Genomic DNA, 26,724 nt, shown 5'->3' with positions numbered 1-26,724 from the left:
GATCAATCCAACGGATGTTGACCGCATCCGACCGTTATCGCCTTTGAATTCGGCGTATATTATCTATACTTCCGGTTCAACCGGTGTACCAAAAGGGGTTGTCGTTCCGCACCAGAATGTAATCAGACTATTTGGATCGACGCAGCATTGGTACGATTTCAATTCCAATGATGTGTGGACGATGTTCCACTCCTATGCTTTTGACTTTTCGGTGTGGGAAATTTGGGGAGCATTACTCCACGGAGGCAAGCTTGTCGTCGTGCCGCACTCGATCAGCCGATCACCTATGGAATTTTTAGGGCTATTGGTTAAAGAAGGAGTGACGGTACTGAATCAGACCCCATCGGCATTTTATCAATTGATGCAGGCCGATCGGGAAATGCCGGAAATTGGGCAGCAGCTTGCTTTACGCTATGTGATTTATGGCGGGGAGGCACTAGAACTAAGCCGTTTGGAGGATTGGTATGGCCGTCATCCGGAAAATGCACCATATCTCATCAACATGTATGGCATTACGGAAACGACCGTACATGTCAGCTATCTAGAGCTTAATCGTGATATTACATCCATAAAAGCCAATAGCCTCATTGGCCGTGCGATACCCGATCTTGGGGTGTATGTGTTGGATGCCGTCTTACAGCCGGTTCCGCCAGGGGTAGTGGGGGAACTCTATGTTTCCGGACCTGGTCTTGCCCGTGGGTATCTAGGTCGCCCTGGCTTGACGGCGGACCGTTTTGTCGCCAACCCATTCAGTTCATCAGGTGAGAGGATGTACCGTACCGGGGATTTGGCCCGCTGGCGTGAGGATGGATCTTTGGATTATATGGGGCGTGCCGATCATCAGATCAAAATCCGCGGCTTCCGTATCGAATTGGGTGAAATCGAGGCAACGGTCGCCCAACACTCCGATATTGAACAAGTTGCGGTGGTGGTTCGTGAAGATAACCCCGGTGATAAGCGACTGGTCGCATATGTCGTATCTGGATCAAATGTGACCTTCGATGCTGCACATGTACGTCGTTCAGTAGCTGAAGGCCTTCCAGATTATATGGTTCCTTCCGCTTTCGTAGAAATGGAAGAACTGCCTTTGACACCGAATGGCAAGTTGGACCGCAAAGCGTTGCCGGCGCCGGAATTCAATGCCGTACAATCGGGGCGGGGGCCGAGAACGCCGCAGGAGGAGATTCTTTGCGATCTCTTTATGGAGGTTCTCGATTTACCTCATGTCGGAATAGATGATGGATTCTTCGATCTAGGCGGTCACTCGCTGCTAGCTGTCCAGTTGATGAGCAAAATCCGTGAAGCACTTGGGGTCGAGCTTAGTATTGGTAATCTATTCGAAGCTCCGACTGTTGCGGGGCTGGCAGAACGCTTGGAAATGGGCACGAGCCAAAGTGCATTGGACGTCCTGCTGCCGCTTAGGAAAAATGGGAGGGAACTTCCGTTGTTTTGCGTACATCCGGCGGGCGGACTTAGCTGGTGCTACGCTGGATTGATGACTGCGCTTGGACCTGACTATCCAATCTACGGGTTACAAGCACGAGGCATAGCTCAGAAAGAGGCATTCCCGAAAACGCTGATTGAAATGGCGGCCGACTATATTGAACAATTAAGGACGATCCAGCCAAAAGGCCCTTACCATCTATTGGGTTGGTCTCTCGGAGGCAATGTCGTTCATGCAATGGCAACCCAACTGCAAAATGAGGGAGAGGATGTACGCCTTGTTGCAATCCTAGATGCATATCCAAGTCATTTCCTGCCTATAAATGAGGCGCCGGATGATGAGGAAGCTTTAATCGCACTGCTTGCATTGGGTGGATACGATCCTGATACTTTAGGAGACCAGCCGTTGGATAATGCTAGTGCCATAGAAATACTGCGTCGTGACGGAAGTGCATTGGCCAGTTTAGAAGAGGAAACGATCCTGAACCTGAAAGAGACATATGTGAATTCAGTTCGGATCATGAGTGAGTATAAACCAAAGACCTTTAAAGGGGATGTGCTCTTCTTTAGGTCGACGATTATCCCGGATTGGTTCGACCCGATTCACCCAGAGACTTGGAAGCCATTCATTCACGGTGAAATAGAACAGCATAATATCGATTGCCGCCATAAGGATATGTGTCAGCCAGGACCGCTTGCTGAAATTGGCCAAGTAATTGCTGAAAAACTCACCAAGCTGCAGAAGTCAGCCAAGATTAATGAAGGAGGAGATAACTGATGACCAACCCTTTCGAGAATGAAAACGGCATCTACAATGTGTTAATAAATGAAGAGGGTCAGCATTCCCTTTGGCCCGCTTTTCTTGTTATTCCATCCGGCTGGTCCGTCCTATACCGGGAGGAAAGCCGGCAGGATTGCTTGGAGTACATCAACACGAACTGGACGGACTTGCAGCCCAAAAGCTTGAAGCTAGTTGCCAGCAGTGACGGAACAAAGTGAAGGCAAGGATGCAGCTTGATTCTAAAGCAGTAGTGAGCATCGTTTATGTCATAGCGATGTTCATGGTTTCGATGGACGGGACGATCGTCAATGTGATCCTGCCTACGATCAGCAAGGAATTTAACATCGAGCCTTCGTCGACGAGTGGAATCAACACCGGGTATTTAGTAAGTCTGGCCGTATTCCTCCCGGTAGCTGGTTGGCTTGGTGATCGCTTTGGCACCAAGAAAATCTTCTTGATGGCCTTGGGTGTCTTCACGGCCGCCTCCCTTTTATGCGGATTCGCGAATGATCTGCAAACCTTGAACTTGTTCCGGGTTTTGCAGGGGGCAGGGGGCGGTGTCCTGACACCGGTTGGAATGGCGCTTTTATTTAGGACATTCTCTCCTGAAGAACGGCCGAAGGTATCCCGGTCGCTTGTACTGCCGATTGCCTTCGCGCCAGCCATCGGTCCTATAGTTGGCGGATTCTTTGCCGAACAGCTGTCATGGCGCTGGGCGTTTTATATAAATGTCCCTTTCGGCATTCTCGTTTTATTATTCGGCTTACTTTTTTTAAAAGAACACAAGGAACCAACCGCAGGCAGGCTGGACCTCCCGGGATTCTTGCTTTCGGCAGCTGGATTCTCCATGCTGATGTATGCACTGAATGCAGGGCCGGCTAAAGGGTGGGATTCCCCCGTGGTCCTGTATACAGGAATGGTTGGAGCGATCCTTGTTTGCACATTCATTCTAGTGGAGTTAAAAGTGGACAAACCGATGCTTGATTTGCGTTTATTATCCGACCGATTATTCCGGACGTTGGGCATCATTTCTTTATTTTCAATGGCAGGCTTATTGGGGATGCTCTTTGTATTCCCGTTAATGTATCAAAGTTCGCTTCAGGCTTCAGCTTTAGAAAGCGGCCTGACAACTTTTCCGGAAGCACTGGGTTTAATGGTGGCGTCGCGGCTGATGCCTTGGACCACTAAAAAATGGGGAATCCATCAGGTGATCCGGATTGGCCTGCTTGGCACGATCATCATATTCACAGTGATAAGCCTGGTTGGGCCGACAGCCAACCCATGGGTCCTGCGTGCTTTATTATTCAGCATCGGGATATGCTTGGGACACACGGTCGTTGCGGTACAATTCTCTACTTTCACAAATATCGACTCGGCTTCCATGGGAAGGGCAACGACATTGTTCAATGTGCAAAACCGAATGGGGTCCGCCATTGGTGTAGCCATCCTGGCTAGCATTCTCGGGGCAGCCGGTACGAGCATGACGGGAGCGGATGGGGATATGGAGGTTCATTTAGCCTCTTATCAATTCGCCCTCCTCGGCTCCGCCTTGTTCCTCGTCGCAGCATTATTGTGTGCCCTGCGTTTGAGGAAGGATGATTTCAAAGCCATCATGCCAGCAAAGGAGTACTGCCAAGCCCCATGATGTAAAACAGGTCAGAAGCGTCAGTGAGTGACTCATCCAGTTAGCCTGGGGATGTCATTAATGGGAAGGTCGCTGTGATTATACAGTGACCTCCTATTCATTTTGCCAGAAGAGGGAAAGGAGGCGGAGGAATGGTAGAGGTGTATATATGTACCTTGCCTGCCAAGAGAAGTGAAGGGGACTTGGACGAACTGTTTGCCCATGTTTCAACAAAAAGGCAGGTTCGTCTGAAAAGATACCATAAGGTGGATGATGCATACCGGTCCCTTATAGGAGACTTGCTGCTGAGATGCATTCTTGAAAAACGGTACGGTTTGGTTAGGGGAGATTTGGAAGTGGAGACTAATGCATATGGAAAGCCTTTTTTATCCAAGCATCCATCCATCCATTATAATATTTCCCATTCTGGAGAGTATGTGGTTTGTGCCTTCCATGATGCTGAGGTTGGAGTGGACATCGAGAAAAACGGTCCGTTTGATTTGGAGCTGGCAAAAGGTTTCTTTACAGAAGAAGAATATGCCGAGGTCTGGGGAGTGGGAGATAGACTTTCAGCCTTTTATGATATGTGGACCTTGAAGGAAAGCTATATCAAGGCAGTCGGTAAAGGATTATCCATCCCTTTACGCGCTTTTAATGTGAGCAGGAATGGCATGGATGACATTCAACTGACAGATGTACGTAGAAATAAACCAATAGCTGATTATACCTGTAAACAATTTAGGGTAGACAGCGAATATAGTCTTGCCGTTTGTGCACATCAAGGAAGTGCCGCAGGATTCAGCGATCAGCCCATATTTGTCACCATCGAAGGGATATGCGAGGGTCTTAAAATAAACCCCAAGACATAAGGAGCAAGATTCCATATCGGTGATACCACTAGCTGGCCTTAGGAAGTGGATACCAAACATATACGGGGGAATAAACTTGCAGAATATTCATATCGCACACGTCATCGAAAATAGTAAATTTAATTCTTTTCACCTTTCCGTTTTATTATGGTGCATTTTTCTCATTCTTTTTGATGGGTTTGATTTAGTCGTTTATGGAGCCGTCATCCCGAGTTTAGGTGAAGCTTGGGGCACAGCGCCAAGCGTTTTGGGCATGATTGGAAGTTTGACTTTGGTAGGCGGTCTTATCGGTTCGCTTTTCTGTGGGATATTGGCGGATAAAGTGGGGAGAAAGACAGTCATCATTACTTGTGTGGCCCTTTTTGGCACATTCACATTATTGACAGGTTTTGCACAAGGACCGGTTGATTTTGCTGTATACCGGTTTATTGCCGGGATGGGACTGGGCGGAATTCCTCCATTGTTAGTCGTCCTGACGTCCGAGTATTCGCCAAAATCGATAAAAAATATCATGGTGGCCGTCATGTTTAGCGGTTATTCGATAGGCGGCATTTTGGTGTCGCTATTAGGAATGAATGTGATTCCGGCTTTAGGTTGGCGATGGATGTTCTTCATCGGGGCTATTCCGCTGATAGCGATCCCATTTTTAATTAGATTTTTACCGGAGTCCCTCTATTACTATGTTGAAAAAGGGGATTATAAAAAAGCCAGTGCGATAGTGAAGCGTTTGAACCCTTCCTACGTCCCGCAAGAAAACGATAGATTCATAAACGAATTATCGACGACAGGCGTTCCGGTCGCCAAGCTCTTTGAAAATCGGCGAGGAAGAACCACCATCATGTTCTGGATTGCCTGTTTTATGGGTTTATTAATGGTTTACGGATTGGGGACTTGGTTACCTCAATTGATGGTGGAAGCAGGTTATCCATTAAGGTCTAGTTTGCTGTTCCTTTTCAGTTTGAATATTGGGGCGATAATCGGGTCGATTTGCGGTGGGTGGCTGGCTGATAGGATTGGATCGAAAAAGGTGCTTATCAGTTTATTTACCTTTGGCGCCATTTGTTTGACCTTACTCGGCTTCAAACCAGGTACGATCATTTTATATGGATTGGTTGCCGTTGCCGGAGCAGCCTCGATCGGGTCCCAAAATTTGAACAATGCATTTATATCAATCTTTTATCCTACCGATATCAAATCAACAGCTCTAGGGTGGGCCCTCGGAATAGGGAGGTTCGGTGCCATTCTCGGTCCTGCGATGGGTGGTATGTTAATCGAGCTAAAGCTGCCCATTTATATGAATTTCATTAGCTTCGCGATTCCAGCCGTGATTGCGGCAATGGCGATCAGTTTGATTCAGGATAAGTATAAAAGCTCCGGGAATGCAAAGGAAGACGTTTTTAATGGTGAACATCTGCAGCGACACGAAAAAATGGATTGATCGATGGTTCCCTGCTATTAGACTTATAATATGGAGGAAAGATAATGGCGCAATTCGATTGCATGGTGTGTGGTCGTGAATTTAAAAGTTACAATCAAAATGCTAAATACTGTTCCCAAACTTGCAAAGGGACAGCCTATATAAAATATCAATGGAAGAAATGTGAACATTGCGGGAAAGAGTTTAAACCAAGAAAGGCAAGCAGTAAATATTGTTCATTGGAATGCAGTAATATCGGCAGGAAAAATAAATCTGCCAATAAACAAGCGGATTGCATAGGCGTTCCGTTTGAATGAATGCCCCCTTACATGAATCACATAAGGCAAAAAAAGGGGCCTGTCCAGGCCCCTAGTCATGCAAAGTATATATTAAGCGTTGGAGCATGCCTTGGTGAATTCGGAAGCATCAACGATTCGCTGTACAACCGATCCCTCGAGCGTCTCTTTTTTCAAAAGCTCCTCAACCAGAACTTCATATTGTGGGCGATTCGCGTCAATCAACATTTCCGTTTCCGAAATCGCCCTGGTGAATAATTCCTGCATCTTGTGTTCCTTATCGCTTTTATTGAAAGTAAGGGTAAATCCGTCTTGAAGCATTCCCGTATCGACCATCTGCTCAAGAAGATGTTTCGCCTGTTGGACATCACCGCCGACACCAATGCTGTGTTCCCCTAAATACATCCTTTCAGCTACACCACCGGCCAGTATCATTTTGACTTGATCAAGCAATTCACTTGCCGTTGCCAAATGGAGCTCTTTTGGTATAGGTGCGACATATCCAAGGGCCTCGCCCCGGGGAATGATGGTCGCTTTTCGAACAGAGCCGGGCTTTGTCAAAGCGGCGATCAAGGCATGTCCGCTTTCATGGATCGCCACCCGCCGTTTTGTATCGACATCGTTCAATGTCCGTGATGTGGCACCTAGAATCGTGCGGTCAATTGCATAATCCAGATCTTGTTTACGGATCATATCCTGTTCATTCCTAAGGGCGTGGCGCGATGCCGTATCGAACAGGGAGGATAAGTCCGCGCCGGAGAAACCGGATGTACTTTCAGCCAATTCATCAAGGGATGCAAGGACGTCAGTTGCCAGTCGTTTTCCCTTCGTATGGATATCGATGATTTCCTTTCGTCCTTGAGTATCAGGAAGTGGAACCTGGAAGGAGAAATCAATCCTGCCCGGCCGTAGAAAAGCTTCATCAAGCATATCTTTCCGGTTTGTCGCGGCAATGAATAGAATGCCTTCATTAGGATGACCTCCATCCAATTGGACAAGCAGTTCCGTTAACGTTTTCTCGGCTTCCTCCCCGCCATGGGGTTTCCTTTTGCCAGCAAGTGCGTCCACCTCATCAATGAAAATGACAGCCGGAGATTGCTTTCGTGCATTTTGAAAAAGGCTGCGGACACGTGCTGCACCGACTCCGACAAACATTTCGTTGAAGGCCGAGCCGCTCGTTGAGAAGAAATTGGCACCCAGCTCTTTGGCAATTGCCTGTGCAAGCAGCGTTTTCCCGGTTCCGGGAGGTCCGTATAATAAAATGCCTTGAGGCGGCTTGATTCCAATCTTTTCCGAACGCTCAGGTTCCTTCAATGTAGTGAGGGTCTGGAGGATTTCTTGCTTGATCTCGTTCTGCAAGCCGCCTACATCAGCCATGGTTATCTCTGGTAAAGGCCTGGGGGCGGATAGGCTTTGTTTCTTACTGCCGATGCGCAGTCCGCCTTTGGTTCTTTTTTGTATGATCACGGCTGTTGCGGCGAGAGCTGCCATCAATGCGCCTAGAATCCATATTGCCGACTTATTGGTTGATGAAAAAGAATATTGAACATTATAAGTTTCGACTAGTTTGTTGATCATTTGACTATTGGGAGGGATGTTAGAAACATATTCTCCATCAGGTGTGGTGATGTGGAGAGTCCCGTTTCTTTTTTCTTCTATGGAGACGAGGGCCCCATCTTGGGCTTTGATCGTCTTTTCAACCGAAGAAAAGGGAATGACCTTATCCTTTGACTGAGTTACAACATACCAACTGATACCACCGATTATCACAATGAAAGCCGTCAGGAACGGCAGCAACTTCGAAACTAATTTAGAGTTCGAATTCAATTTTTCATCTCCTTTAAGAATATAACTTCAGTATAAAATTTTTAAACCTGTAATCTATGGGTCTTTATGCCCTAAAATAAAGGTAAATAATGTTAAAGTCAAGAAAAAGTATTTATTATCGAAGAGATAAGCGTGAAGTCATGCGTTTTGGACATCCAACCTGCACATTAGACTTTTTAAATCCGAAATGCTAAAGTGAAATGGTCTAAGTGATGAAAAAATAAAATGGTAGAAGAGTGTGAATTTCTATGAGTAAATTTATAAAAGACTATATGATCACGATGAAGGATATCGTTAGGGAAGGTGATCCCATTCTGCGGCAAGTAACGGAGGAAGTCAGCCTGCCGATTTCAGATGAAGATCGTGAAACATTGGAATGTATGATGCAGTATTTGAAAAATAGCCAGGATCCAAAACTGCAAAAGAAGTATAACCTGCGTGAAGGTGTAGGATTGTCTGCCAATCAGATAGGTTTGAACAAGCGCATGTTCGTCATGTATTTTCCAGATGAAAAAGGGAAGCAGTATGAATACGCCCTTGTGAATCCTAAGATCATCAGCCATTCGGCCACAATGATCTATTTACCCCAAAGTGAAGGCTGCCTTTCTGTAGACCGTGACATCAAAGGCTATGTACCCCGATATGAACGCGTGAAAATTAAAGCGGTGGATGGTAATGGTAAGGAAATAGAGTTGCGGCTGAAGGGCTTTGCCGCCATCGTGTTTCAACATGAGTTAGATCATTTGAACGGGATGATGTTTTATGACCGGATCAATGCCGACAACCCTTTCAAGCTTCCGGAAAACGTGGAAGTGAAAAGTCTGTAAAGTAAAAAAGGCAAAGCGCCATGCTTTGCCCCGGACCGTAGGCAATCTCGATAATAATGAGATTGACTGCGGTTTTTTATTTTTTAAATATATCGACCGTACAATAGAATGAAGGTAGAACTCCAATGGTCGCTAATTTCTGGTTTTGGAAATCCCTGCTGCCACTCTCTTTTGCAACTGCGAGTTCTTATTGGAAGTCGTCCTTTACCACGATGAATGTTTACAATCAAATGAAGATTGTGAAGGCATTTTTCCTGTCATATGTTTCTTTAAGTCACTGAATATGGCCAAGCTCATTTGCTGATATCCTTCCGAGGTGAGGTGGATGCCGTCATCACTGATCAGGTGTTCCAGATCTCCGGAGGTTTTGATGTAGGAACGCACATCTATCAAAGGCACCTTCAATTCTTCCGCAAGGTTTTTCAATTGTCGGTTATACATGCCGTGCCAGTGCTCGATACCTCCGACATGGGAAACGAAATGCCCGATTGAATGCCCGAACTTATCAGCCAGGGATCTGTAATACCTAGCAGGATCCAATGGCGGGAGTGTTAAAAGGAAGGGTGTGACATGCTTGTCCTGAACCTGTTTGACAAGCTGGGTGATATTGTCGAGGTAGCGTTCTATTGGAACGATCGGCTCGTGATGACCTTCCGGATCTTTTGCTACTTCAGCCCAATGGAAGTTACAGTCATTTCCACCGACCTCTATTAAAACGATATCGGGATTTTCCGACATGACATCTTTCTCGAACCGGCTCACCAATAGGTCGGAGTTGTCATTGAAAACCCCTTTATTCAAAACCTCGACGAAGGGCAATGATTCTGTCAGCTTAGCTAAAGAGTTCGGGTAATTTTCTTTAATGATTCGTAGCCTGCCTTTGACATAAGAAATGCCTCTGGTTAAACTGTCTCCAAAACAGACGATCTTCAAACTTCTCACCTCGGTTTGTGAATGTGTTACTTATATTTTAGTTGTAGATTGATTGTCAGGCAATCTTTACCCCCAATTTCTTAATGGAAGGGCAACAAAAAAGCACTGGAAATCCAGTGCTTATCCGTTATTTATTGTCATGATTCCTCTTTTGCATGTGTTTCCACTCTCGTTTTCCCCATAAAGAACACGGTGATGGCTGCAAGCCCGATCGGGATGAGCGCCAAGGTGAATATCAATGAAATGGAATCGGACATGGCATGAACGATTTTATCCAGGATAAAGTCCGGAATCTCGGCCCGTGCATCGGATTGGAAGAGCTGGCGCGGATCCTTCAGCAATCCTGGATCTGGGCCGCCTTGCATTCCTTTGAATGCGTCCTCCATCTTACTTGTAAATACATTATTTTGGATCGCTCCATAAATCGTGACACCAAGCGTCATTCCAAATGAACGAAGGAATGAGTTTGTAGAGTTGGCCGATCCACGGAATCTCGGTTCCAGATTGTGAATGGAAGCAATGGGTAATAGGGAAAAGGAGAAGCCCATGCCAAATCCAGTCAGAATCATGAATAACGTCAATGAAGTCCTGCTCGTTTCAGGGGTGATCGTCCCTAAGAGCAGCATTCCAACAAAATAGCAGATGACGGAAATCGTCATTAGGTTGCGAAAGCTTGTTTTTGTATTGAATATCCCGCCTATTGCACTGCCGACTACCGAGCCGAGCATCATCGGTGTGAGGATCAATCCGGCGTTCGTGGCCGAGCCACCGTAAACGGCCTGGACGAAAATCGGGATATAGACCGTTAAAATGATGAATGTCCCGCCATAAAGGATCGCTAAAATTTGGGAAGTGGCAAACAGTCGTCTTTTAAACAGCCACAATGAAATGATCGGATCTTTTGCTCTTCTTTCGAAAAAGAAAAAGGAAACGAAGAACACGGCGAAGCTAGCAAACAGAGCGATGATCGGAGAAGAAGACCAACCATACTCCCCGCCCAATTCGAGCGCAAACATTAAGCTGACAACGGCAATGACGAGCGTAGCTGCGCCGCCCCAATCGATTTTTTGCTCCTGGGTGTTTGCCGACTCCTTGTAATATCTCGAGATGAAGAATAACGATATGATCCCAATCGGGACGTTGACGTAAAATATCCAGTTCCAGCTGGAATATTCAGTGATATAAGCACCTAAAAGCGGGCCCAATACACTGGAGGCGCCGAATACTGCACCAAAAAGTCCTGTTAACTTCCCGCGCTTTTCAGGCGGGAATATATCGAAGATGATGGTAAAGGCAATGGGCATCAGGGCCCCCCCGCCTATTCCCTGGATCGCACGGAAGATGCTTAATTGCACGATGCTTTGGGCCATGCCGCATAAGGCCGATCCGATTAAAAAGACGATCAGTCCAAAAATGAAAAATCTTTTTCTTCCATACATATCGGAAAGCTTACCGAAAATAGGCATGCTTGCCATCGTCGCAACCATATAGGCTGACGTCACCCAGACAAACTTATCGAACCCGCCTAAATCAGAAACGATCGTTCCCATGGCAGTCGCAACGATCGTATTATCCATCGCTGACATCAAGATGCCCAATAAAAGCCCGGCAACAATGAATTTCTGGTTTTTTTGATTGTTCATTTATTATCCTCCTTCGTTTCAACCAGCTCTGAATTTGCTTTACATGGTTGAAAGGTAAACGTTAAGATTAAACAAAACATTTATCTTGAAAATCAAGATAAATTTAAGTTTAAAAGGGGTGGCATTTTATGTCAAGCGGTAAAGAGGTAAATGTAGCTCTATTAGAGAGTTTGACTCATGGCTTGCAGCGGTTCGGCATGAGATCCGTTTTATTTCAACAAAACATGGCCCAAAAGATAGGGGTGACCCATACCGACTTGAAGACTGCCGAAATATTGAAAGAAACAGGCGCGATAACTGCAGGTGAGTTAGCAAAAATTACAGGATTGAGCACAGGTTCGGTTACGGCACTGATCAATCGTCTTGAGAAATCGGGTTATGTAAAAAGAGAACGGGATCACAAGGATGGAAGGCGAGTCATGATTGCACCGATACCAGATAGGCAGGAACAAATCAAATCGCATTATCAATCACTGTCGGTGGCCACACAGGCTTTATGCTCCGCTTATAACGAGCAAGAGCTGACATTTGCCATCCAATTCATTGAGGATATCACAAATATCATGGATAAAGAAATCGACACATTAATGAAAGAGCGTGAAGGATAGCTAACTGAAAATATTCACCTTCCAATAAAATATATATTGATAATGATTTTCATTATCTGCTAATATGAATCTACAAATCATATTAAAGGGAGAATACATTATGAAGAAAGCAAAGGCGTCATTAGCAGTCCTGCTATCTACCAGTCTATTATTCGGATGTGCGCAGGAAAACGAAGGGACTAAGCCGGCAGATGACAAAGCCAAAGAAAAAAGTGAGAGTAAGCTGGATGATGTCTCGGGTGAGTACCGCGAATATGCGATCAATGAAATAGAAGAGTTTGTAAAAGCTACGGAAGAATTTACGGCGGCGGTATCAGCCGGTGATCTTGAAAAGGCTAAGGAAGTGTACGCACCCGCCCGTATGCATTATGAGAGAGCCGAACCAATTGCTGAAGTATTCGGTGACCTAGATCCGAAAATCGATGCACGTAAAGGTGATGTCAAGGATGAAGAATGGGGTGGATACCACCGCATTGAAATGGGACTATGGGAAGAAAACACGACAAAAGGATATGAAAAGTATGCAAAGCAGTTGATGAGCGATGTCAATTTGCTTCGTGCCAAAGTTGAAACGGTCGAGGTCACGCCGGATTTATTGATCACGGGTGCAGTCGATCTATTGAATGAGGTTTCAACAAGTAAAGTTACAGGCGAAGAGGACCGGTATTCCCATACAGATTTATATGATTTCGTGGCCAATGTTGAAGGGGCAGAAAAGATTTTTGAACTGCTTACTCCAGCGTTAAAAGAAAAGGATGCAAAGCTTGCCGAGGAAATCCAACAGCGTTTTGACGAAGTATACGCCCTGCTTGAAAAGCACAAAGAAGGCGATGGATACATCTCCTATACGGATTTAAAGGAATCCGAAGTTAAAGAGCTAAGTCAAGCGATTGATGCCTTGGCTGAACCACTTTCGCAAATAGGGATTGTAACGGAGGAATCGTAATTGAAGGAAAATACGCCGAATGATAAAATCGGGCTTTTCACTAAAAAAGTGAGTCGCCGCAATATGTTGAAAACGGCAGGGGTCGGCGGAATCGGAGTCGTGATAGGAGCATCTGGAATTGGCGGGCTGCTGACGCTCTCCGATTCAAGGGCGAAGGGACAAACGAAGGATATTGTCCCTTTTTATGGAGCGCATCAAGCTGGAATCACGACCGAAACGCAGGATAACCTGTATTTCGCTTCATTGGAGGTCACTACGGATAAAAGATCTGACTTAATTCAGTTATTTAAGGATTGGACGGAGGCCGCGGCCCAGATGACAGCGGGAAACTTGGTGGGGGAAGCATCCCTAAATGCGAATATGCCTCCAAAGGACACAGGGGAAGCGAAGGAATTATCACCATCCAATTTAACGATTACGTTTGGCGTCGGTCCGACCCTGTTTTCAAAGGATGGAAAAGACCGGTTTGGCTTGAACTCGAAAAAACCTGCTGAATTGAAGGATCTGCCCAAGTTCCCTTTGGATGCGTTGGAGGATTCATGGAGCGGTGGGGACATTTGCATTCAAGCGTGTGCCGATGATTTGCAAGTCGCTTTTCATGCCGTCCGAAATTTGGTAAGGATAGGAAGAGGGAAGACGATCATTCATTGGGCGCAGACGGGTTTTCAACGGACTAAGCAAGCCGATTCGAAAAAGACGACACCGCGTAATTTATTCGGTTTTAAGGATGGTACGGTCAATCCGGATACGAATGATGCCAGTGAAATGAATCAGCATGTTTGGGTAAAGGCCGGGGACGGACCCGACTGGCTTGTTGGCGGCAGTTATATGGTTGTGCGCCGAATCCAGATGTATATCGAGGTTTGGGACCGTACGATATTGAAAGAGCAAGAAAACACGTTTGGGCGTCACCGGGACAGCGGAGCTCCATTAGGGATGAAGAATGAGTTTGATCGCGTTGATTTAGAAGCTAAAGACTCAAATGGAAACCTGACCATTCCGGAGAATTCCCATATGAGCCTAGCCAGGGGAGACGGCAAAGCAAAAATCCTGAGGCGTCCTTATTCATATGCGGATGGCATGGATCCCAAAACAGGCAGCTTCAATGCTGGTCTGCTATTCATTTGTTTTCAGCGAAGCCCGAGTAAACAATTCATCCCCATACAAGAGCGACTCGCAAAAAATGACAAGCTCAATGAATATATCGTTCACAGGGGAAGTGCGATGTTTGCGTGTTTACCAGGTGTGAAAAAGGGTGGGTATATAGGAGATTCCCTGTTTGGATAAATTGAATTTCAGATTTAGGACGTAAAATCGCCAGCGTGGATTTAATCCGGGTTGGCGATTTTAGTTCATGAATGAGGAGTGGCGAATATGAACGTTTTTAAATGGAAAAGTGGGATAGTGGTTTTGATCGTCGGCCTTTTATTCATTTTACCTGGTGTCAGGATGGCCTCGGCAGGTGAAAATCACGATCAACTTTTTGTCTATATTGGCGATAGTTTAATGAAGATAAAATCAGGCGAAGTTGAGCAGGTATCGAAAAACATCGATTCATTCGAGAAAGATTGGGAAACGATTAAAACGGACAGCGAAGGCGCGAAGAAAGTAAGCAAAGAGCTGCAATCCGTAAAAAGTGCCTTGAAAGACGAAGCCTCAACGGCTGACATCAAAAAGCGGCTATCGTCATTATCAAGTGCGCTTGTCATCTATGACACGAACGAAAACCCCGTTGACAAGACAGGCTATAAAGAACGGCTGCAATCCCTTCTGCCTTTAATCGATGAATTGGACGCTTCGATCACGGCAAAGGACTTTGAGCAAGCTAACGTTCAATATGCCAACCTGCTGAATCGATGGACAGACGCGGAGGTTGTGGTCAGGGAAAAAAGTGTGGCTACATATGGTGCGATCGAAACAAAAATGGCGTTTGTGCGAATTGCGATTACACAAGATCCTCCTGATCGGGAAAAAGGCAAAAAGAGTTTAGCTGAATTAAGAGGGCTGATGGAGGATTTCCTCGCTGGCAAAGTTGAAAAAGGAAGCAAGAAGACAACCTATTCCCTTGCGGATGTAACACAGCTGTTACAGGGGAGTGTAAAAAATATTGAAAAAGAGGACATGAATTCGGCCGTTGACCGGTTAAATGAAATTTTAACGATTTGGCCCAATGTCGAAGGGGAAGTCTCTACAAGGGATAGCAAGCTTTACAGTGATATGGAAACGAAAGTTCCTACTGCCATCAGCCTCTTGCAATCGAAGAATATAAAGGCGGAGGAAGCAAAGGCGATCGTAGCCGATTTAAACATAAGATTACTTCCTTTGATTGATGATACAAGCTATACAACATGGGATGCCGCCCTGATTCTATTGCGGGAAGGCTTGGAGGCGCTCTTGATTGTAGCTACGTTATTATCTTTCCTGAACAAAATCGGGCAAGCGGACAAACAAAAATGGATTTGGGCAGGTGTTGGTGCGGGCTTGATTGCCAGTTCCGCATTGGCTGTCATCATCAACATCGTTTTCTCTCAGATAACGGCTGCGTCAAGCCGGGAATATATCGAGGGAATTACTGGAATAATAGCAGTATCGATGATGCTGACCATTGGCATTTGGCTTCATAGTAAATCGAATGTCCATGCATGGAACCGATATATCAGCAAGCAAATGAATCAGGCCATTGCCACGGGAAGCATCCTCTCTTTCGCGTTGATAAGTTTTTTATCCATTTTCCGTGAGGGTGCGGAGACCATTATCTTTTATGCAGGAATGGCCCCTTATATGGAGGTAAAGCAGCTGCTAAGCGGGATTTTGCTAGCCTTCCTCATTTTAATGGTGATTGGTTTCATTATGCTGCGCTACAGTGTGAAATTACCGATGTCGGTATTCTTTAAAGTGGCAACGATACTGATATATGCTCTAGCTTTCAAGATACTTGGAGTCTCTATCCATTCGCTTCAGGTTTCGCAAGTGATACCGACAAATACAATCAGCTCATTCCCATTCATTGAAGCGATTGGCCTTTACCCAACGATCGAAACGCTTGTACCGCAAGCTGTGCTGCTTCTATTGATCATACTTGCTGCTTATTGGGTTAAAAAGAGCAATTCCATGCGTACTTCAGAATGATTTATAGGTATGTCGCTTCCATTGATAAAGGATAAAGCAGCCGATGCAAAAACCGAGAATGGCGATGAGGGAAGCTATCCCGACGATCAAGGTGAACAAATAACCGATAACGGTCCATCCAAGCAGGAAAGAAATCAAGCCTGCCCCTAAGCACACGACAGCGATCAGCTGATTGAATTGCTGCTGCGAATGTTCTTCTGGAATGTATTCGGAGGGCTTTTTTCTCAAAAAGAGCTTTGCTAGGCGCATGATGGGGTTGAAATCAAAGATAAGACCTAACAGGCCTGCTGTTAAAGGAATCAGTAATAAGATGATTCGTCCAGTCAACAAGGAAATGACTACACTTAACAAGATGACCCATTGATTCGTGCGTACTAATGGACGCGGTATGGAGCGGATTTGACTGGTCATGGCAAAACCAACTTTCTTGGTGGGATTTATTAAGGTTTATCATACCGGTATTGGAAGCAATTGTGAAGCAGCATGATAAGAAAGCAGCTGCAAAAAGTTTATTTATAATTATTTTAATTTAGTATTGATTATAATGACGGAAGTGTTATAATGAATGGGACATATAGTTTAAATGAGGAGGGGACGGTATAAATGGTAGCTAAAGTTTGTGAAACTTGCGGTACACCCATCAAAAAGCTAAAGCATTCCACCCTATGCCAATGCGGTCCTAAAATATTGAGCACTCAATTTTCTGTGAAAACAAAAAAATAAATAACATAGATTTAGTTGAAAACCGATTATCAAATAATCGGTTTTTTTATTTTTGATGAGGGGTAAGAATAAAAAGAATGAAATATATACCCCTTCAACCAATAATATTATTTTTCATTTCAGTTAAAATATTGTACGATTAGATAATAGAATAAAACGTCAAGGTGTAAGGGCATGAATCTTCGAGGATGCCCAAACCATCACGCGACGGTTTGGAGGGGTTATGTTGGGAACGAGACATTAAAAATTGGCGAGTTGGCGGAAATGGCGAAAGTTACGAAACGAACCGTTGATTATTATACAAACTTAGGTTTGCTTAAAGCAGAACGTTCCGCCTCCAATTACCGTTATTATTCACTCGGTGAACTGGAAAGGCTTCGCCTGATCGAGCGATATAAACGAAAAAACCTATCATTGGAAGATATAAAAGAATTACTTAAACAAGATTTGGAAACCGCATCAGCGATTGAAGAAACAGGACTTAAACTGAAAAGCAAATTGGATGGCTTGAACGAGGAACTTCAAGAAGTCATCACCTTGATCAAGCAGGACGAAAAAAATGAACTTCTTTTAAAAAAACAGATTTCCCATGAAAGCATGGCCTTAATCCAATCATTGTTAGTTTTGCTGGTATGATTGAAATTTATCCCCTATAGTTTAGTGTGCAAAGGTGCATGATAACGATATAGGCTAAATGGTTTTGGTGCATGCAGGAATGAAACTAACCATTTATACAGGAGGTGCTTGGGATTATACCGTGCATGTCCATTCCCTTTGTTTAAAGGATGGTCACCATGCCTGGTCAACCCGCACATATTGGAGATTTTTATAAAATTATTAGCAGTAGCTGTATTAATAGCATTGACCGCTTTTTTCGTTGCTTCGGAATTTGCCATCGTTAAAGTCAGAAGTTCCCGCATCAACCAACTGATTGAAGAGGGGCATAGAAGTGCTTTGGCAGCAAAAAAAGTAACAACCCATATTGATGAATATTTATCAGCGTGCCAATTGGGGATTACCGTAACGGCTCTAGGGTTAGGGGTGTTGGGGGAACCGACCGTCGAAGCGATCTTAAAACCATTGTTTACAAAATGGGGACTGGAGGCATCCGTAAGTCACATCATTTCTTTCGTAATCGCTTTTGGTTCAGTGACTTTCCTTCACGTTGTCGTCGGAGAACTGGCGCCTAAAACCGTAGCGATTCAAAAGGCTGAGGAAGTCACCTTGCTTTTTGCTAAACCGTTAATACTTTTTTACCGTATTTTATATCCTTTCATTTGGCTGCTGAATGGTTCTGCCCGTCTCCTGACCGGCATATTCGGTTTAAAGCCGGCCTCCGAGTCGGAAATGGCCCATTCGGAAGAAGAACTTCGCATCATTTTATCGGAAAGTTATAAAAGCGGTGAAATCAATCAATCCGAATACAAATATGTCAATCAGATCTTTGAATTCGATGAGCGTATAGCAAATGAAATCATGGTCCCCCGTACGGAAATGACCGTTGTTGAAAAAGGCATGCCGTTATTGGAAGTTGTTGAATTGATTCAAGAGGAGCAATATACAAGATACCCGGTCATAGATGGTGATAAGGATAATGTCGTGGGCATGGTCAATATCAAACGTCTATATACAGCGACGATTACAGAGGAGAATGTATCGGCATTGACGGTCGATTCATTCGTAACGCCCGTCATCCGTGTACTTGAAACGATTGCCATCCATGATTTGCTGCTGAAAATGCAGAAGGAAAGGATTCATATGGCTGTTTTGACCGATGAATATGGCGGAACTGCTGGCCTTGTTACTGTTGAAGATATTCTTGAAGAAATAGTTGGCGAAATCCGTGATGAATTCGATCAAGACGAACGTCCGCTCATTCAAAAAATTGATGAGGGTCATTATGTTTTCGATGCAAAAACTTTGATCGAGGATGTCAATGATACGCTTGCGATAGATTTACCTGAAGAAGATATCGATACACTTGGCGGATGGGTCCTGACTGGAAGGTTCGAAATTGCGGTCGGCGATAAAATGGAGTACGCCGGCTATGAATTCACCGTAAAAGAAATGGATGGCCACCATGTATTATACGTTGAAGTGAAGAAAATCCAATAAACAAGACACAGTAAAAACCGAAGGTGCATACTTTCGGTTTTTATAATGGAGTCACTTTGCAGTAAAAATGGAAAAGGAATTTATGTAAAATAATTATGTAGGTAACCATATTCTCTTAGGAAATGTTAGAATGGAGTTCAGGCAATGAATCTACCTAGTTATCATTTTTATGAATGTTAAGCATATAATGAAATTTCTTCAAAAAACAATACTGGTGATAGGATGAAGATTTATCTTGCAATGCCGTTTATTATCGGCTGGTCATAAAAAAGTATTGAAGGTGGGCGGGAAAATGGGTTTTAAGAAGAAGCAAATGTTAGGGTTCGGTTTAATTTTGCTATTCTTGGCGATATTACTTTCTTTCATGATGTTTACTCTTAACAATTTAAAGAGCAGCATGACTGAAATAGTCGAAAATCGTTATGAAAAAGTTCAAGCTTCGATGGAAATCCGGCAGCTGTTTTCAAGGTCGGATCGTGAAATCTTGTTTGCGGCCAATGATGCAAACAAAGAAGAAAGAGCAGAAAGCCTTGAAATCATCAATGATAATCATAGTTTGATTGAATCAAAGGTTGCCAAGCTATCCGGCACGTTAAACAGGGTGAAGGCAAAGCAACTATTGAAAGAGTTTGAAACGCAGTATGCATCATACTCAATAACGGAAGCCGAGATCCTGCAAAAGATACAATCAGGGAATACTGGCGATAATATCTCCAGCCTGATGACCGATCAAAGGGAAAAGCGGACGAAAGTCATCCGTACGATGGATGAATTCAAGGATTATCAAGAAGGTGTCATGAAAGATACCTTGAAAAATTCGAAACAAACCTATGAAGACATGATCGGGTTCATCATCTTTGCAGTTATTCTTAGCATTTTGGTCATTTCGATAACGATGGCCTGGATGATGCGCAGCACGTCAAAAGACCTGCAATCCATTACGAAGGTCATCAAAAATATTGACTTTAAAAACCTATCGGTCATACCGAGGGTTCCGGTACGAACGAAGGACGAGATCGGTGACATTGCCCGTTCCTTCAATGATATGGCGGAATCGCTTGAAGTGTATAATCAAAAAGAAAAAGATTTTACGGAAAAAATCAGTGAGCAGAACTGGATTCAAACCCGTGTTGCCGATATCGCCACCATGTATCAGCGTATCGTTGATGTCGAGGTTCTGGGGGATCGGTTCATTACAAGGCTTGCCCCGATGATGGGAGCCTCAGTCGGAGCGTTTTACGTCAAGCGCGGTGAAGGTGACAATATGCGTTTCGTGAAGCTTGCCAGCTTTGCGGGAGATGGCGAAGACTCAGGACGGCGTGAATTCCGATTGGGAGAGGGCTTGATTGGGCAGTGTGCCCTTGAAAGGAAATCGAAGATCATTGAAGATATCCCTGAAGACTTCCAGTTGATTACAACGGGGTTAGGGGAAGTCAGCCCGAAAAGCATTGTCATTGCGCCAGTCCTTTTTGAGGGCGAAGTTGTAGGGATGGTTGAACTGGCCAGCCTCGATGCCTTTACGAAGCTGCAAAAAGACTTTCTTAATCATGTCCTTGATACACTGGGCATCACGATTAATAGTGTCGAGGGCCGGATGGAAATCGAGCGTTTATTGAAGGAGTCTCAGGCACAGACGGAAGAATTACAAGCTCAATCGGAAGAACTGCAATCACAGTCAGAGGAAATGCAGGCCCAATCGGAAGAACTGCAAACACAGGCTGAAGAGCTGCGGATGATCAATGAGCAATTGGAAGAGAGGAACCGTGAAACGGAAGAGAAATCGAAAGAGCTTCAGGTCGCGAAGGTGAACCTTGAAAAACAAGCGGAAGAATTAAAATTAAGTTCTAAATATAAATCGGAATTCATGGCAAATATGTCTCATGAGTTGCGGACACCTCTCAATAGTATATTGATACTATCGGAAATGCTTTCCGACCCGAATGATAGTAAATTGAACGAAGAGCAGCAGGAATTCGCTCGTGTCATTAACTCATCGGGCCAGGATTTACTGACCTTGATCAATGATATTCTGGATTTATCCAAGGTGGAAGTAGGAAAGCTGGAAGTGGTATTCGACGAAATGAACATGAGTGAGCTTCCCGACTTACTGCACCGCAACTTTGATCATGTAGCGAAGAAGAAGAACATTGATTTTATAATAGAAAAAGATAAAAATGTTCCTGACATTTTCTTTACGGATGAACAGCGCTTCCAGCAGATCCTGAAAAACCTGTTATCCAATGCTTTTAAATTTACGGAAAAAGGTTCCGTTTCTGTCCAGATCAAAAAGGCGGACGAAGAAAATGTAGCTCAATGGATACAAACTAAAGGGGCGAACAATTGGGTTGAAATCAAGGTGACCGATACGGGCATAGGAATTTCGAAAGAAAAGCAGAAAATCATCTTTGAAGCGTTCCAGCAAGCCGACGGAGCTACGGTGAGGAAGTATGGCGGTACAGGATTAGGTCTATCCATCTGCCGTGAGTTCGCTAAGCTTCTAGGCGGCTGGGTCGTTGTCGATAGTGAGGAAGGCAAAGGCAGCACCTTTACATTCTTCATCCCAAGCATGCCAGAGGGCTTCAAGAATGTCGGGGAAGCGATAGCGGCTTCTCCAGAAGTGGCAGCAGCCACACACGAGGAACCACCCGCAGCCGCTTTTGTCAGCCGTGAAGAAACGGCGGTGGAAGTACTGGATGAGGATGGCCGGGATAAATCCAAGCCATTCTGCAATAAAACGGTACTGGTAGTGGATGATGACCACCGAAATATATTTGCGCTTAAAAACGCCCTTAAGCATGAAGGGATGGAAATCCTGATCGCTGAAAACGGCTATGAGTGTTTGGATATTCTCGAACAGGGAAATAATATAGATGCAATATTAATGGATATCATGATGCCGGGCATGGACGGTTATGAGACGATGACAAGGATTCGCGAACAGGATCAGTTCGAGAATCTTCCGATCATAGCGTTGACGGCAAAAGCGATGAAGGGCGATAGGGAAAAATGCCTCAAGGCCGGAGCGTCCGACTATGTCAGCAAGCCATTGAAATTAGATCAGTTGTTATCGGTTTTAAGGGTTTGGTTGACTAATTGATGGATAGTACAGGTAAGGAAGGTCTTACATGAAGGATACTTTAACGATTGAAGAACGAGAAGATATAGAAATCGATTTATTGTTACAAGCGATCTATTCCGTTTCCGGCTTCGACTTTCGGAAATACATGCGTTCTTCAATAAAACGCAGAGTGGAAAATCGAATGAGACTGGACCATGTTCGCAGGATAAGCGGATTGATTGAAATGGTTTTATATGAAAAGGGATATGTCGAGAAGCTTCTGAAAGATTTTTCGATAAATGTTACCGAAATGTTCCGCGATCCCGATTTCTTTAAAGCTTTCCGATTGAATATCGTTCCGCTCCTGAGAAACCTACCGGAAATCAGAATATGGCATGCTGGTTGCTCGACTGGCGAGGAAGCCTTTTCCATGGCCATCATCCTTAAGGAAGAAGGGCTTTATGATAAGGCGAGGATTTATGCCACTGATATGAATGAAGACGTCCTCCTGCATGCGGAAAAAGGGATTTTACCCTTAAATAGAATGCAATCCTATACGAAAAACTATTTGCATGCAGGCGGTAACCAAGAATTTTCGGAGTATTACACAACCGATTATCAGTATGCCTACCTTGATCCGGGGCTTCTGAAAAACATTGAATTCTTTCAGCACAACTTGGTGACGGATGGCTCATTCAATGAATTTCATATCATCATGTGCAGGAATGTTATGATCTACTTTACCAGTGAATTACAAACGTATGTTAATCAGTTGTTTTATGACAGCTTATGTAAAGATGGTTTCCTTGCAGTTGGCAGCAAGGAAACACTTCATACATCCTCCTTTTCGGAAGATTACGAGGACTTTGATCCAAAGGAACGGATTTATCGGAAATTAAAATAAAGAGTCCGCATTTATGCGGACTCTTTGTTTTTACTGGAATTGGTACGATTTTTTTCATTTTCTTTGCCTTTTCATGTTTATGGAGTGACAGGATGGGGAATATGTAATCAGTTAGTCTGCAAGTGCATTTGCCATTACTGCTTATTATTATTAAATGAGACTGAACTTCGTTATAATAAAATAGAAACATCCCTAATAAAGGGAGCTTTAATAAGTCGATCCATATAATAAAGATAAAAGTTGCCGCTCGATATAAGCCAAAAGGGGAATGAAAGAATGACGATTTTAATCGTAGATGATAACCAGGTTAATCTTTTCGTTATAGAAAAAATACTAAAGCGGGCTGGCTATACGGACTTTCTATCATTAACTTCAGCTGTTGAGATGTTTGAATATTTACAGGTGGATAGTCCGCAACCTAAGGAGACTTCCGTTGATATAATCTTGCTCGATATCATGATGCCGGACATCGATGGGATAGAGGCGTGCAGAAAATTGCAAAGCATCCCCCATCTTAAGGATATACCCGTAATTTTCGTGACTGCTCTTGAAGATTCAAATAAGGTCGCCGAGGCACTTGATGTGGGCGGAATCGATTATATAATGAAGCCTATTAATAAAATAGATTTGCTTGCAAGAATACGAGTAGGATTAAGGCTTAAATATGAAAAAGATTGGCATAAAATGCAGGATGAAAAAATCCGCAACGAATTGGATCTCTCCATGCAGGTCCAGAGCAGTCTGTTAAGTGAACCCATTCTTAATGATCACTTAACCATCAAGGCTTCATACTTGCCTGCAAATAAATTAGCGGGAGATATGTATTATTGGCATCGAATTGATGAAAATCGATATGGAATCATCCTGTTGGATATGATGGGACATGGCATATCCTCTTCGCTCGTGTGTATGTTCATTTCCTCTGTCTTAAGGGATGCAATCAGGACCCATTCGGATCCGGTGGCGGTCATAAGCGAAATGAATCGCTGGATGAACACACTCAATAAAGAAGATAACCAAGTGCATTATTACTTTACCGCAATTTATATGATCATTGATACGGAGCAAAAAACAGTGGAGTATGTCAATGCTGGGCATCCGCCGGGCTTTGCGCTGATGGATGACGGTAAGGTGGCCTCGCTTTCAAAAGGGACATGCCCCGTAGGTTTCTTTACTGAGATGAAAATGGAGAAATCGATCATTCATTATGAAGAGAGGATTCAGATCCTGATCTTTACGGATGGAGTGATGGAGGCCATAGATGGCGAAGGGTCGGATGGGCTTGATCAAATACAAGAAGCTGTCTCGACTCGGTGGTTGGGATGTAAGGAAACGGCTCCAATTGATTTTGTGATGTCCCCGGAAATGCAGCAAGATCAACCTGATGATATGTGTGTCGTTGTCATTCAGGCTAATTGAACAACCGAAGAGGCGGCAGATTATCTGCCGCCTCTTCGGTTTGCAAGGGGGTGTGGTCGAATTTATTTAAGGCGGGAATATTATTTATTATCTTTTAGTTTTCCCAAACCTTCTTGAAGATTTCCTTTTAATTTATCAATTTTACCTTCTGTTTGTAAGTGAGGATCATTTTTCGCGTTTCCGACCTGGTCTTTTGTTTCGCCTTTTACCTTATTTACAGTACCTTTTATTTTGTCTGATAAGCCGCTCATTATGTTACCTCCTTTTTGGTTATAACTTATATATACCCGTGAAGTTCATGCGTAAACCCTTTTATATGATTAAGGAGGTCAATGGGGCGCTGTTTGCCTGTTTGGTATGTTTTTGTATGAAGCGATGGGTTTGTTCAATGATATAATCTTTATCATGATCCAGTGATGCCACATGATATGAATTATCAAGGGAAACCATTTCCTTATCATCAGACATGACTGTTTCGTATATTTGATGGGAGCATCGGTCAGGTACAACGTGATCATCTGGGGAGTGGAAGAGCATGAGTGGGCAAGTGATCCTTTGGAGTCGTGTACTGGTATGCTGCATGATATCAAGCAATTGATTAACCGCTTTTGTTGGAACCCTGTCATAAGCGATTTCATTAACGTTTTCCGCTTTTATATCAGGTTTGCCTTCAGGGATGAAACGTGGGACCGATTGATTGCGATATTTTTCATATTCAGGAACTTTGAGAGCTGCATTGATCGTGAGTATTCCATCGCAAGCCACTTTTGTGGCTAAATCGAGGACGAGAGCACCTCCCATTGATTGTCCGATGGCGAATACCTTTGTGCAGGTCTTCTTTAATTCCGCATAAGCCGCTTCGACATCTTGTATCCAATCCCGATAATGGCTCGTTTCCATTTCGTTCTCGTCCGTTCCATGGCCAGCCAAACGAGGGGCGAAGACAGTGAATCCTCTGGCAGCAAAGTTTTCACCTAAATATCTTACGCTTTGTGGTGTGCCATTAAAACCATGGCAAATAAGGATACCTATAGAATTGCCTGGCAAGAAAAAATGTTCCGCACCCGATATTACCTTTGCTGCTGTCATATTCCCATCTCCTTTAAGCGTCTTTTGTATAAAAAGCTGAACGGTAAGAATACAATATAAACTATTCCGATTATATTACTTGGTTATATACTAGCATAGTGAGATTTGTGAAGTCAACTTGGATTAGCGTAATTTCCTGAAGGCTGGGTCGATGGCAAGGTAATTAAACGAACCCGGTCCACCAGAAGCGCCAGAAAGGTTGGCGGTTCCGATAAATATCCACTAAGTTGTAAGGGGACGATCGGCAACTAGATGAAAAGCTTCTTATATATAGGTTCTCCATTATGCTTGGCGGCCGTTAAGAAGCAAGGAGATGGAACAAGAGATATTTATTTTAGAAAATGCGTTGACTTTAACCTGGAATAGGATTAATATAAATAAGCACCACATAAGACAAACGAAAACTTCATCCGCTTTTGGTAGATTACTAAAAGGAATAATAACTATTGACTTCTTACTATGAAAATGATAAGATGAAATGGTCGCTGAGAAACACAGCGATTTAAAATAAGTTAAAAACTTCGCAGAAGTTGACAACTAATCAATAGTGTGTTATGATGAATAAACAAGCCGTCGAAACAGACGATTGTGAAATTGCTCTTTGAAAACTGAACAAAACAAAGCGCCAACGTTAAATTTTAAGTGAGCACACACTATTAAAAAAGCAAATGAGCAAGTCAAACATTTCTTCGGAGAGTTTGATCCTGGCTCAGGACGAACGCTGGCGGCGTGCCTAATACATGCAAGTCGAGCGAATCGACGGGAGCTTGCTCCCTGAGATTAGCGGCGGACGGGTGAGTAACACGTGGGCAACCTGCCTATAAGACTGGGATAACTTCGGGAAACCGGAGCTAATACCGGATACGTTCTTTTCTCGCATGAGAGAAGATGGAAAGACGGTTTACGCTGTCACTTATAGATGGGCCCGCGGCGCATTAGCTAGTTGGTGAGGTAATGGCTCACCAAGGCGACGATGCGTAGCCGACCTGAGAGGGTGATCGGCCACACTGGGACTGAGACACGGCCCAGACTCCTACGGGAGGCAGCAGTAGGGAATCTTCCGCAATGGACGA

Annotated in this window: 22 protein-coding genes and 1 rRNA gene; 17 read left to right on the top strand and 6 right to left on the bottom strand. The window is 44.1% G+C overall.

All coding sequences use genetic code 11. The features are described 5' to 3' along the window. The 6 genes from CVN76_RS07690 to CVN76_RS07665 form a co-directional block, all read left to right on the top strand. A partial coding sequence (locus tag CVN76_RS07690) for an amino acid adenylation domain-containing protein (RefSeq protein WP_157805599.1) occupies window positions 1-2,221 on the top strand: 2,221 nt, incomplete at its 5' end. After that, window positions 2,221-2,442 (top strand): MbtH family protein, encoded by a 222-nt coding sequence (locus tag CVN76_RS07685; protein ID WP_100530803.1) that lies wholly within the window; start codon window positions 2,221-2,223, stop codon window positions 2,440-2,442. The genes CVN76_RS07690 and CVN76_RS07685, both read left to right, overlap by 1 nt. An 8-nt stretch (window positions 2,443-2,450) precedes the next feature. After that, window positions 2,451-3,869 (top strand): MDR family MFS transporter, encoded by a 1,419-nt coding sequence (locus tag CVN76_RS07680; protein ID WP_100530802.1) that lies wholly within the window; start codon window positions 2,451-2,453, stop codon window positions 3,867-3,869. Window positions 3,870-4,000: 131 nt separating this feature from the next. Beyond that, window positions 4,001-4,717, top strand: a complete 717-nt coding sequence (locus CVN76_RS07675; protein ID WP_100530801.1) for a 4'-phosphopantetheinyl transferase family protein — start codon at window positions 4,001-4,003, stop codon at window positions 4,715-4,717. A gap of 76 nt (window positions 4,718-4,793) precedes the next feature. Beyond that, window positions 4,794-6,155, top strand: a complete 1,362-nt coding sequence (locus CVN76_RS07670; RefSeq protein ID WP_157805598.1) for an MFS transporter — start codon at window positions 4,794-4,796, stop codon at window positions 6,153-6,155. Window positions 6,156-6,199: 44 nt separating this feature from the next. After that, window positions 6,200-6,451 (top strand): hypothetical protein, encoded by a 252-nt coding sequence (locus CVN76_RS07665; RefSeq protein ID WP_100530799.1) that lies wholly within the window; start codon window positions 6,200-6,202, stop codon window positions 6,449-6,451. A gap of 72 nt (window positions 6,452-6,523) precedes the next feature. Here the strand turns inward: CVN76_RS07665 and CVN76_RS07660 are convergent, their stop codons facing one another. Further along, a complete protein-coding gene (locus tag CVN76_RS07660) occupies window positions 6,524-8,257 on the bottom strand; it encodes an AAA family ATPase (RefSeq protein ID WP_100530798.1) in 1,734 nt (577 codons plus the stop codon). Between the two features lie 248 nt (window positions 8,258-8,505). On the opposite strand from CVN76_RS07660, the gene def reads away from it, so the two are divergent. Then, window positions 8,506-9,084, top strand: coding sequence for a peptide deformylase (gene def, locus CVN76_RS07655; protein ID WP_100530797.1), 579 nt, complete (start codon window positions 8,506-8,508; stop codon window positions 9,082-9,084). A gap of 204 nt (window positions 9,085-9,288) precedes the next feature. Here the strand turns inward: def and CVN76_RS07650 are convergent, their stop codons facing one another. Together CVN76_RS07650 and CVN76_RS07645 are read right to left on the bottom strand one after the other, a co-directional pair. Then, the gene (locus CVN76_RS07650) at window positions 9,289-10,017 is read right to left on the bottom strand and encodes an SGNH/GDSL hydrolase family protein (protein WP_100530796.1); all 729 of its coding nucleotides are present in this window, start codon (window positions 10,015-10,017) and stop codon (window positions 9,289-9,291) included. A gap of 137 nt (window positions 10,018-10,154) precedes the next feature. Continuing rightward, window positions 10,155-11,660 carry an MDR family MFS transporter gene (locus CVN76_RS07645; RefSeq protein WP_100530795.1) on the bottom strand — a complete coding sequence of 502 codons (1,506 nt, stop codon included), beginning with the start codon at window positions 11,658-11,660 and terminating at the stop codon, window positions 10,155-10,157. A gap of 128 nt (window positions 11,661-11,788) precedes the next feature. On the opposite strand from CVN76_RS07645, the gene CVN76_RS07640 reads away from it, so the two are divergent. The 4 genes from CVN76_RS07640 to CVN76_RS07625 all read left to right on the top strand — a co-directional run bounded on the left by CVN76_RS07640 (window position 11,789) and on the right by CVN76_RS07625 (window position 16,343). Continuing rightward, on the top strand, window positions 11,789-12,268 hold the full coding sequence (locus CVN76_RS07640; RefSeq protein WP_100530794.1) for a MarR family transcriptional regulator: 480 nt from the start codon (window positions 11,789-11,791) through the stop codon (window positions 12,266-12,268). A 100-nt stretch (window positions 12,269-12,368) separates the two neighbouring features. After that, entirely contained in the window at window positions 12,369-13,214 is an 846-nt protein-coding gene (efeO, locus tag CVN76_RS07635) for an iron uptake system protein EfeO (protein WP_100530793.1), read from the top strand. Next, window positions 13,215-14,501 (top strand): iron uptake transporter deferrochelatase/peroxidase subunit, encoded by a 1,287-nt coding sequence (gene efeB, locus CVN76_RS07630; RefSeq protein ID WP_100530792.1) that lies wholly within the window; start codon window positions 13,215-13,217, stop codon window positions 14,499-14,501. Between the two features lie 87 nt (window positions 14,502-14,588). After that, window positions 14,589-16,343, top strand: a complete 1,755-nt coding sequence (locus CVN76_RS07625; RefSeq protein ID WP_100530791.1) for an FTR1 family iron permease — start codon at window positions 14,589-14,591, stop codon at window positions 16,341-16,343. On the opposite strand, the gene CVN76_RS07620 is transcribed toward CVN76_RS07625, so the two are convergent. Continuing rightward, entirely contained in the window at window positions 16,335-16,754 is a 420-nt protein-coding gene (locus tag CVN76_RS07620) for a DUF4395 domain-containing protein (protein ID WP_100530790.1), read from the bottom strand. The genes CVN76_RS07625 and CVN76_RS07620 overlap by 9 nt on opposite strands. A 486-nt stretch (window positions 16,755-17,240) precedes the next feature. Between CVN76_RS07620 and CVN76_RS07615 the strand changes: the two genes are divergently transcribed. The 5 genes from CVN76_RS07615 to CVN76_RS07595 all read left to right on the top strand — a co-directional run bounded on the left by CVN76_RS07615 (window position 17,241) and on the right by CVN76_RS07595 (window position 24,562). Beyond that, the gene (locus CVN76_RS07615; protein WP_232732138.1) at window positions 17,241-17,702 is read left to right on the top strand and encodes a MerR family transcriptional regulator; all 462 of its coding nucleotides are present in this window, start codon (window positions 17,241-17,243) and stop codon (window positions 17,700-17,702) included. Window positions 17,703-17,882: 180 nt separating this feature from the next. Further along, window positions 17,883-19,181 carry a hemolysin family protein gene (locus CVN76_RS07610; protein WP_100530805.1) on the top strand — a complete coding sequence of 433 codons (1,299 nt, stop codon included), beginning with the start codon at window positions 17,883-17,885 and terminating at the stop codon, window positions 19,179-19,181. 292 nt (window positions 19,182-19,473) lie between these two features. Continuing rightward, complete coding sequence (locus CVN76_RS07605; RefSeq protein WP_100530804.1) at window positions 19,474-22,278, top strand: response regulator; 2,805 nt, start codon at window positions 19,474-19,476, stop codon at window positions 22,276-22,278. A 28-nt stretch (window positions 22,279-22,306) separates the two neighbouring features. Beyond that, window positions 22,307-23,143 carry a CheR family methyltransferase gene (locus tag CVN76_RS07600; RefSeq protein WP_100530789.1) on the top strand — a complete coding sequence of 279 codons (837 nt, stop codon included), beginning with the start codon at window positions 22,307-22,309 and terminating at the stop codon, window positions 23,141-23,143. Window positions 23,144-23,419: 276 nt separating this feature from the next. Then, window positions 23,420-24,562: a PP2C family protein-serine/threonine phosphatase gene (locus CVN76_RS07595; protein ID WP_100530788.1), complete on the top strand. Its 1,143-nt coding sequence runs from the start codon at window positions 23,420-23,422 to the stop codon at window positions 24,560-24,562. An 80-nt stretch (window positions 24,563-24,642) separates the two neighbouring features. Here CVN76_RS07595 and CVN76_RS07590 read toward each other — a convergent pair whose 3' ends face one another. Continuing rightward, entirely contained in the window at window positions 24,643-24,813 is a 171-nt protein-coding gene (locus CVN76_RS07590; RefSeq protein WP_081092530.1) for a CsbD family protein, read from the bottom strand. A 61-nt stretch (window positions 24,814-24,874) separates the two neighbouring features. Next, on the bottom strand, window positions 24,875-25,651 hold the full coding sequence (locus tag CVN76_RS07585) for an alpha/beta hydrolase (RefSeq protein WP_100530787.1): 777 nt from the start codon (window positions 25,649-25,651) through the stop codon (window positions 24,875-24,877). A 686-nt stretch (window positions 25,652-26,337) separates the two neighbouring features. On the opposite strand from CVN76_RS07585, the gene CVN76_RS07580 reads away from it, so the two are divergent. Continuing rightward, a 16S ribosomal RNA gene (locus CVN76_RS07580) occupies window positions 26,338-26,724 on the top strand; the annotation flags it as partial.

The sequence above is a fragment of the Bacillus sp. mrc49 genome (assembly GCF_002803435.1).
This window is presented reverse-complemented; position numbering and strand designations above follow the sequence as displayed.

Excerpts from the sequence above, each read along its gene's own strand:
- efeO (WP_100530793.1), top strand. The coding sequence starts at position 12,369 with ATGAAGAAAGCAAAGGCGTCATTAGCAGTCCTGCTATCTACCAGTCTA.
- def (WP_100530797.1), top strand. The coding sequence starts at position 8,506 with ATGAGTAAATTTATAAAAGACTATATGATCACGATGAAGGATATCGTT.
- CVN76_RS07665 (WP_100530799.1), top strand. The coding sequence starts at position 6,200 with ATGGCGCAATTCGATTGCATGGTGTGTGGTCGTGAATTTAAAAGTTAC.
- CVN76_RS07620 (WP_100530790.1), bottom strand. The coding sequence starts at position 16,754 with ATGACCAGTCAAATCCGCTCCATACCGCGTCCATTAGTACGCACGAAT.
- CVN76_RS07615 (WP_232732138.1), top strand. The coding sequence starts at position 17,241 with ATGAATCTTCGAGGATGCCCAAACCATCACGCGACGGTTTGGAGGGGT.
- CVN76_RS07605 (WP_100530804.1), top strand. The coding sequence starts at position 19,474 with ATGGGTTTTAAGAAGAAGCAAATGTTAGGGTTCGGTTTAATTTTGCTA.
- CVN76_RS07640 (WP_100530794.1), top strand. The coding sequence starts at position 11,789 with ATGTCAAGCGGTAAAGAGGTAAATGTAGCTCTATTAGAGAGTTTGACT.
- CVN76_RS07595 (WP_100530788.1), top strand. The coding sequence starts at position 23,420 with ATGACGATTTTAATCGTAGATGATAACCAGGTTAATCTTTTCGTTATA.
- CVN76_RS07645 (WP_100530795.1), bottom strand. The coding sequence starts at position 11,660 with ATGAACAATCAAAAAAACCAGAAATTCATTGTTGCCGGGCTTTTATTG.
- CVN76_RS07675 (WP_100530801.1), top strand. The coding sequence starts at position 4,001 with ATGGTAGAGGTGTATATATGTACCTTGCCTGCCAAGAGAAGTGAAGGG.
- CVN76_RS07685 (WP_100530803.1), top strand. The coding sequence starts at position 2,221 with ATGACCAACCCTTTCGAGAATGAAAACGGCATCTACAATGTGTTAATA.
- CVN76_RS07680 (WP_100530802.1), top strand. The coding sequence starts at position 2,451 with ATGCAGCTTGATTCTAAAGCAGTAGTGAGCATCGTTTATGTCATAGCG.
- CVN76_RS07625 (WP_100530791.1), top strand. The coding sequence starts at position 14,589 with ATGAACGTTTTTAAATGGAAAAGTGGGATAGTGGTTTTGATCGTCGGC.
- CVN76_RS07590 (WP_081092530.1), bottom strand. The coding sequence starts at position 24,813 with ATGAGCGGCTTATCAGACAAAATAAAAGGTACTGTAAATAAGGTAAAA.
- CVN76_RS07585 (WP_100530787.1), bottom strand. The coding sequence starts at position 25,651 with ATGACAGCAGCAAAGGTAATATCGGGTGCGGAACATTTTTTCTTGCCA.
- CVN76_RS07600 (WP_100530789.1), top strand. The coding sequence starts at position 22,307 with ATGAAGGATACTTTAACGATTGAAGAACGAGAAGATATAGAAATCGAT.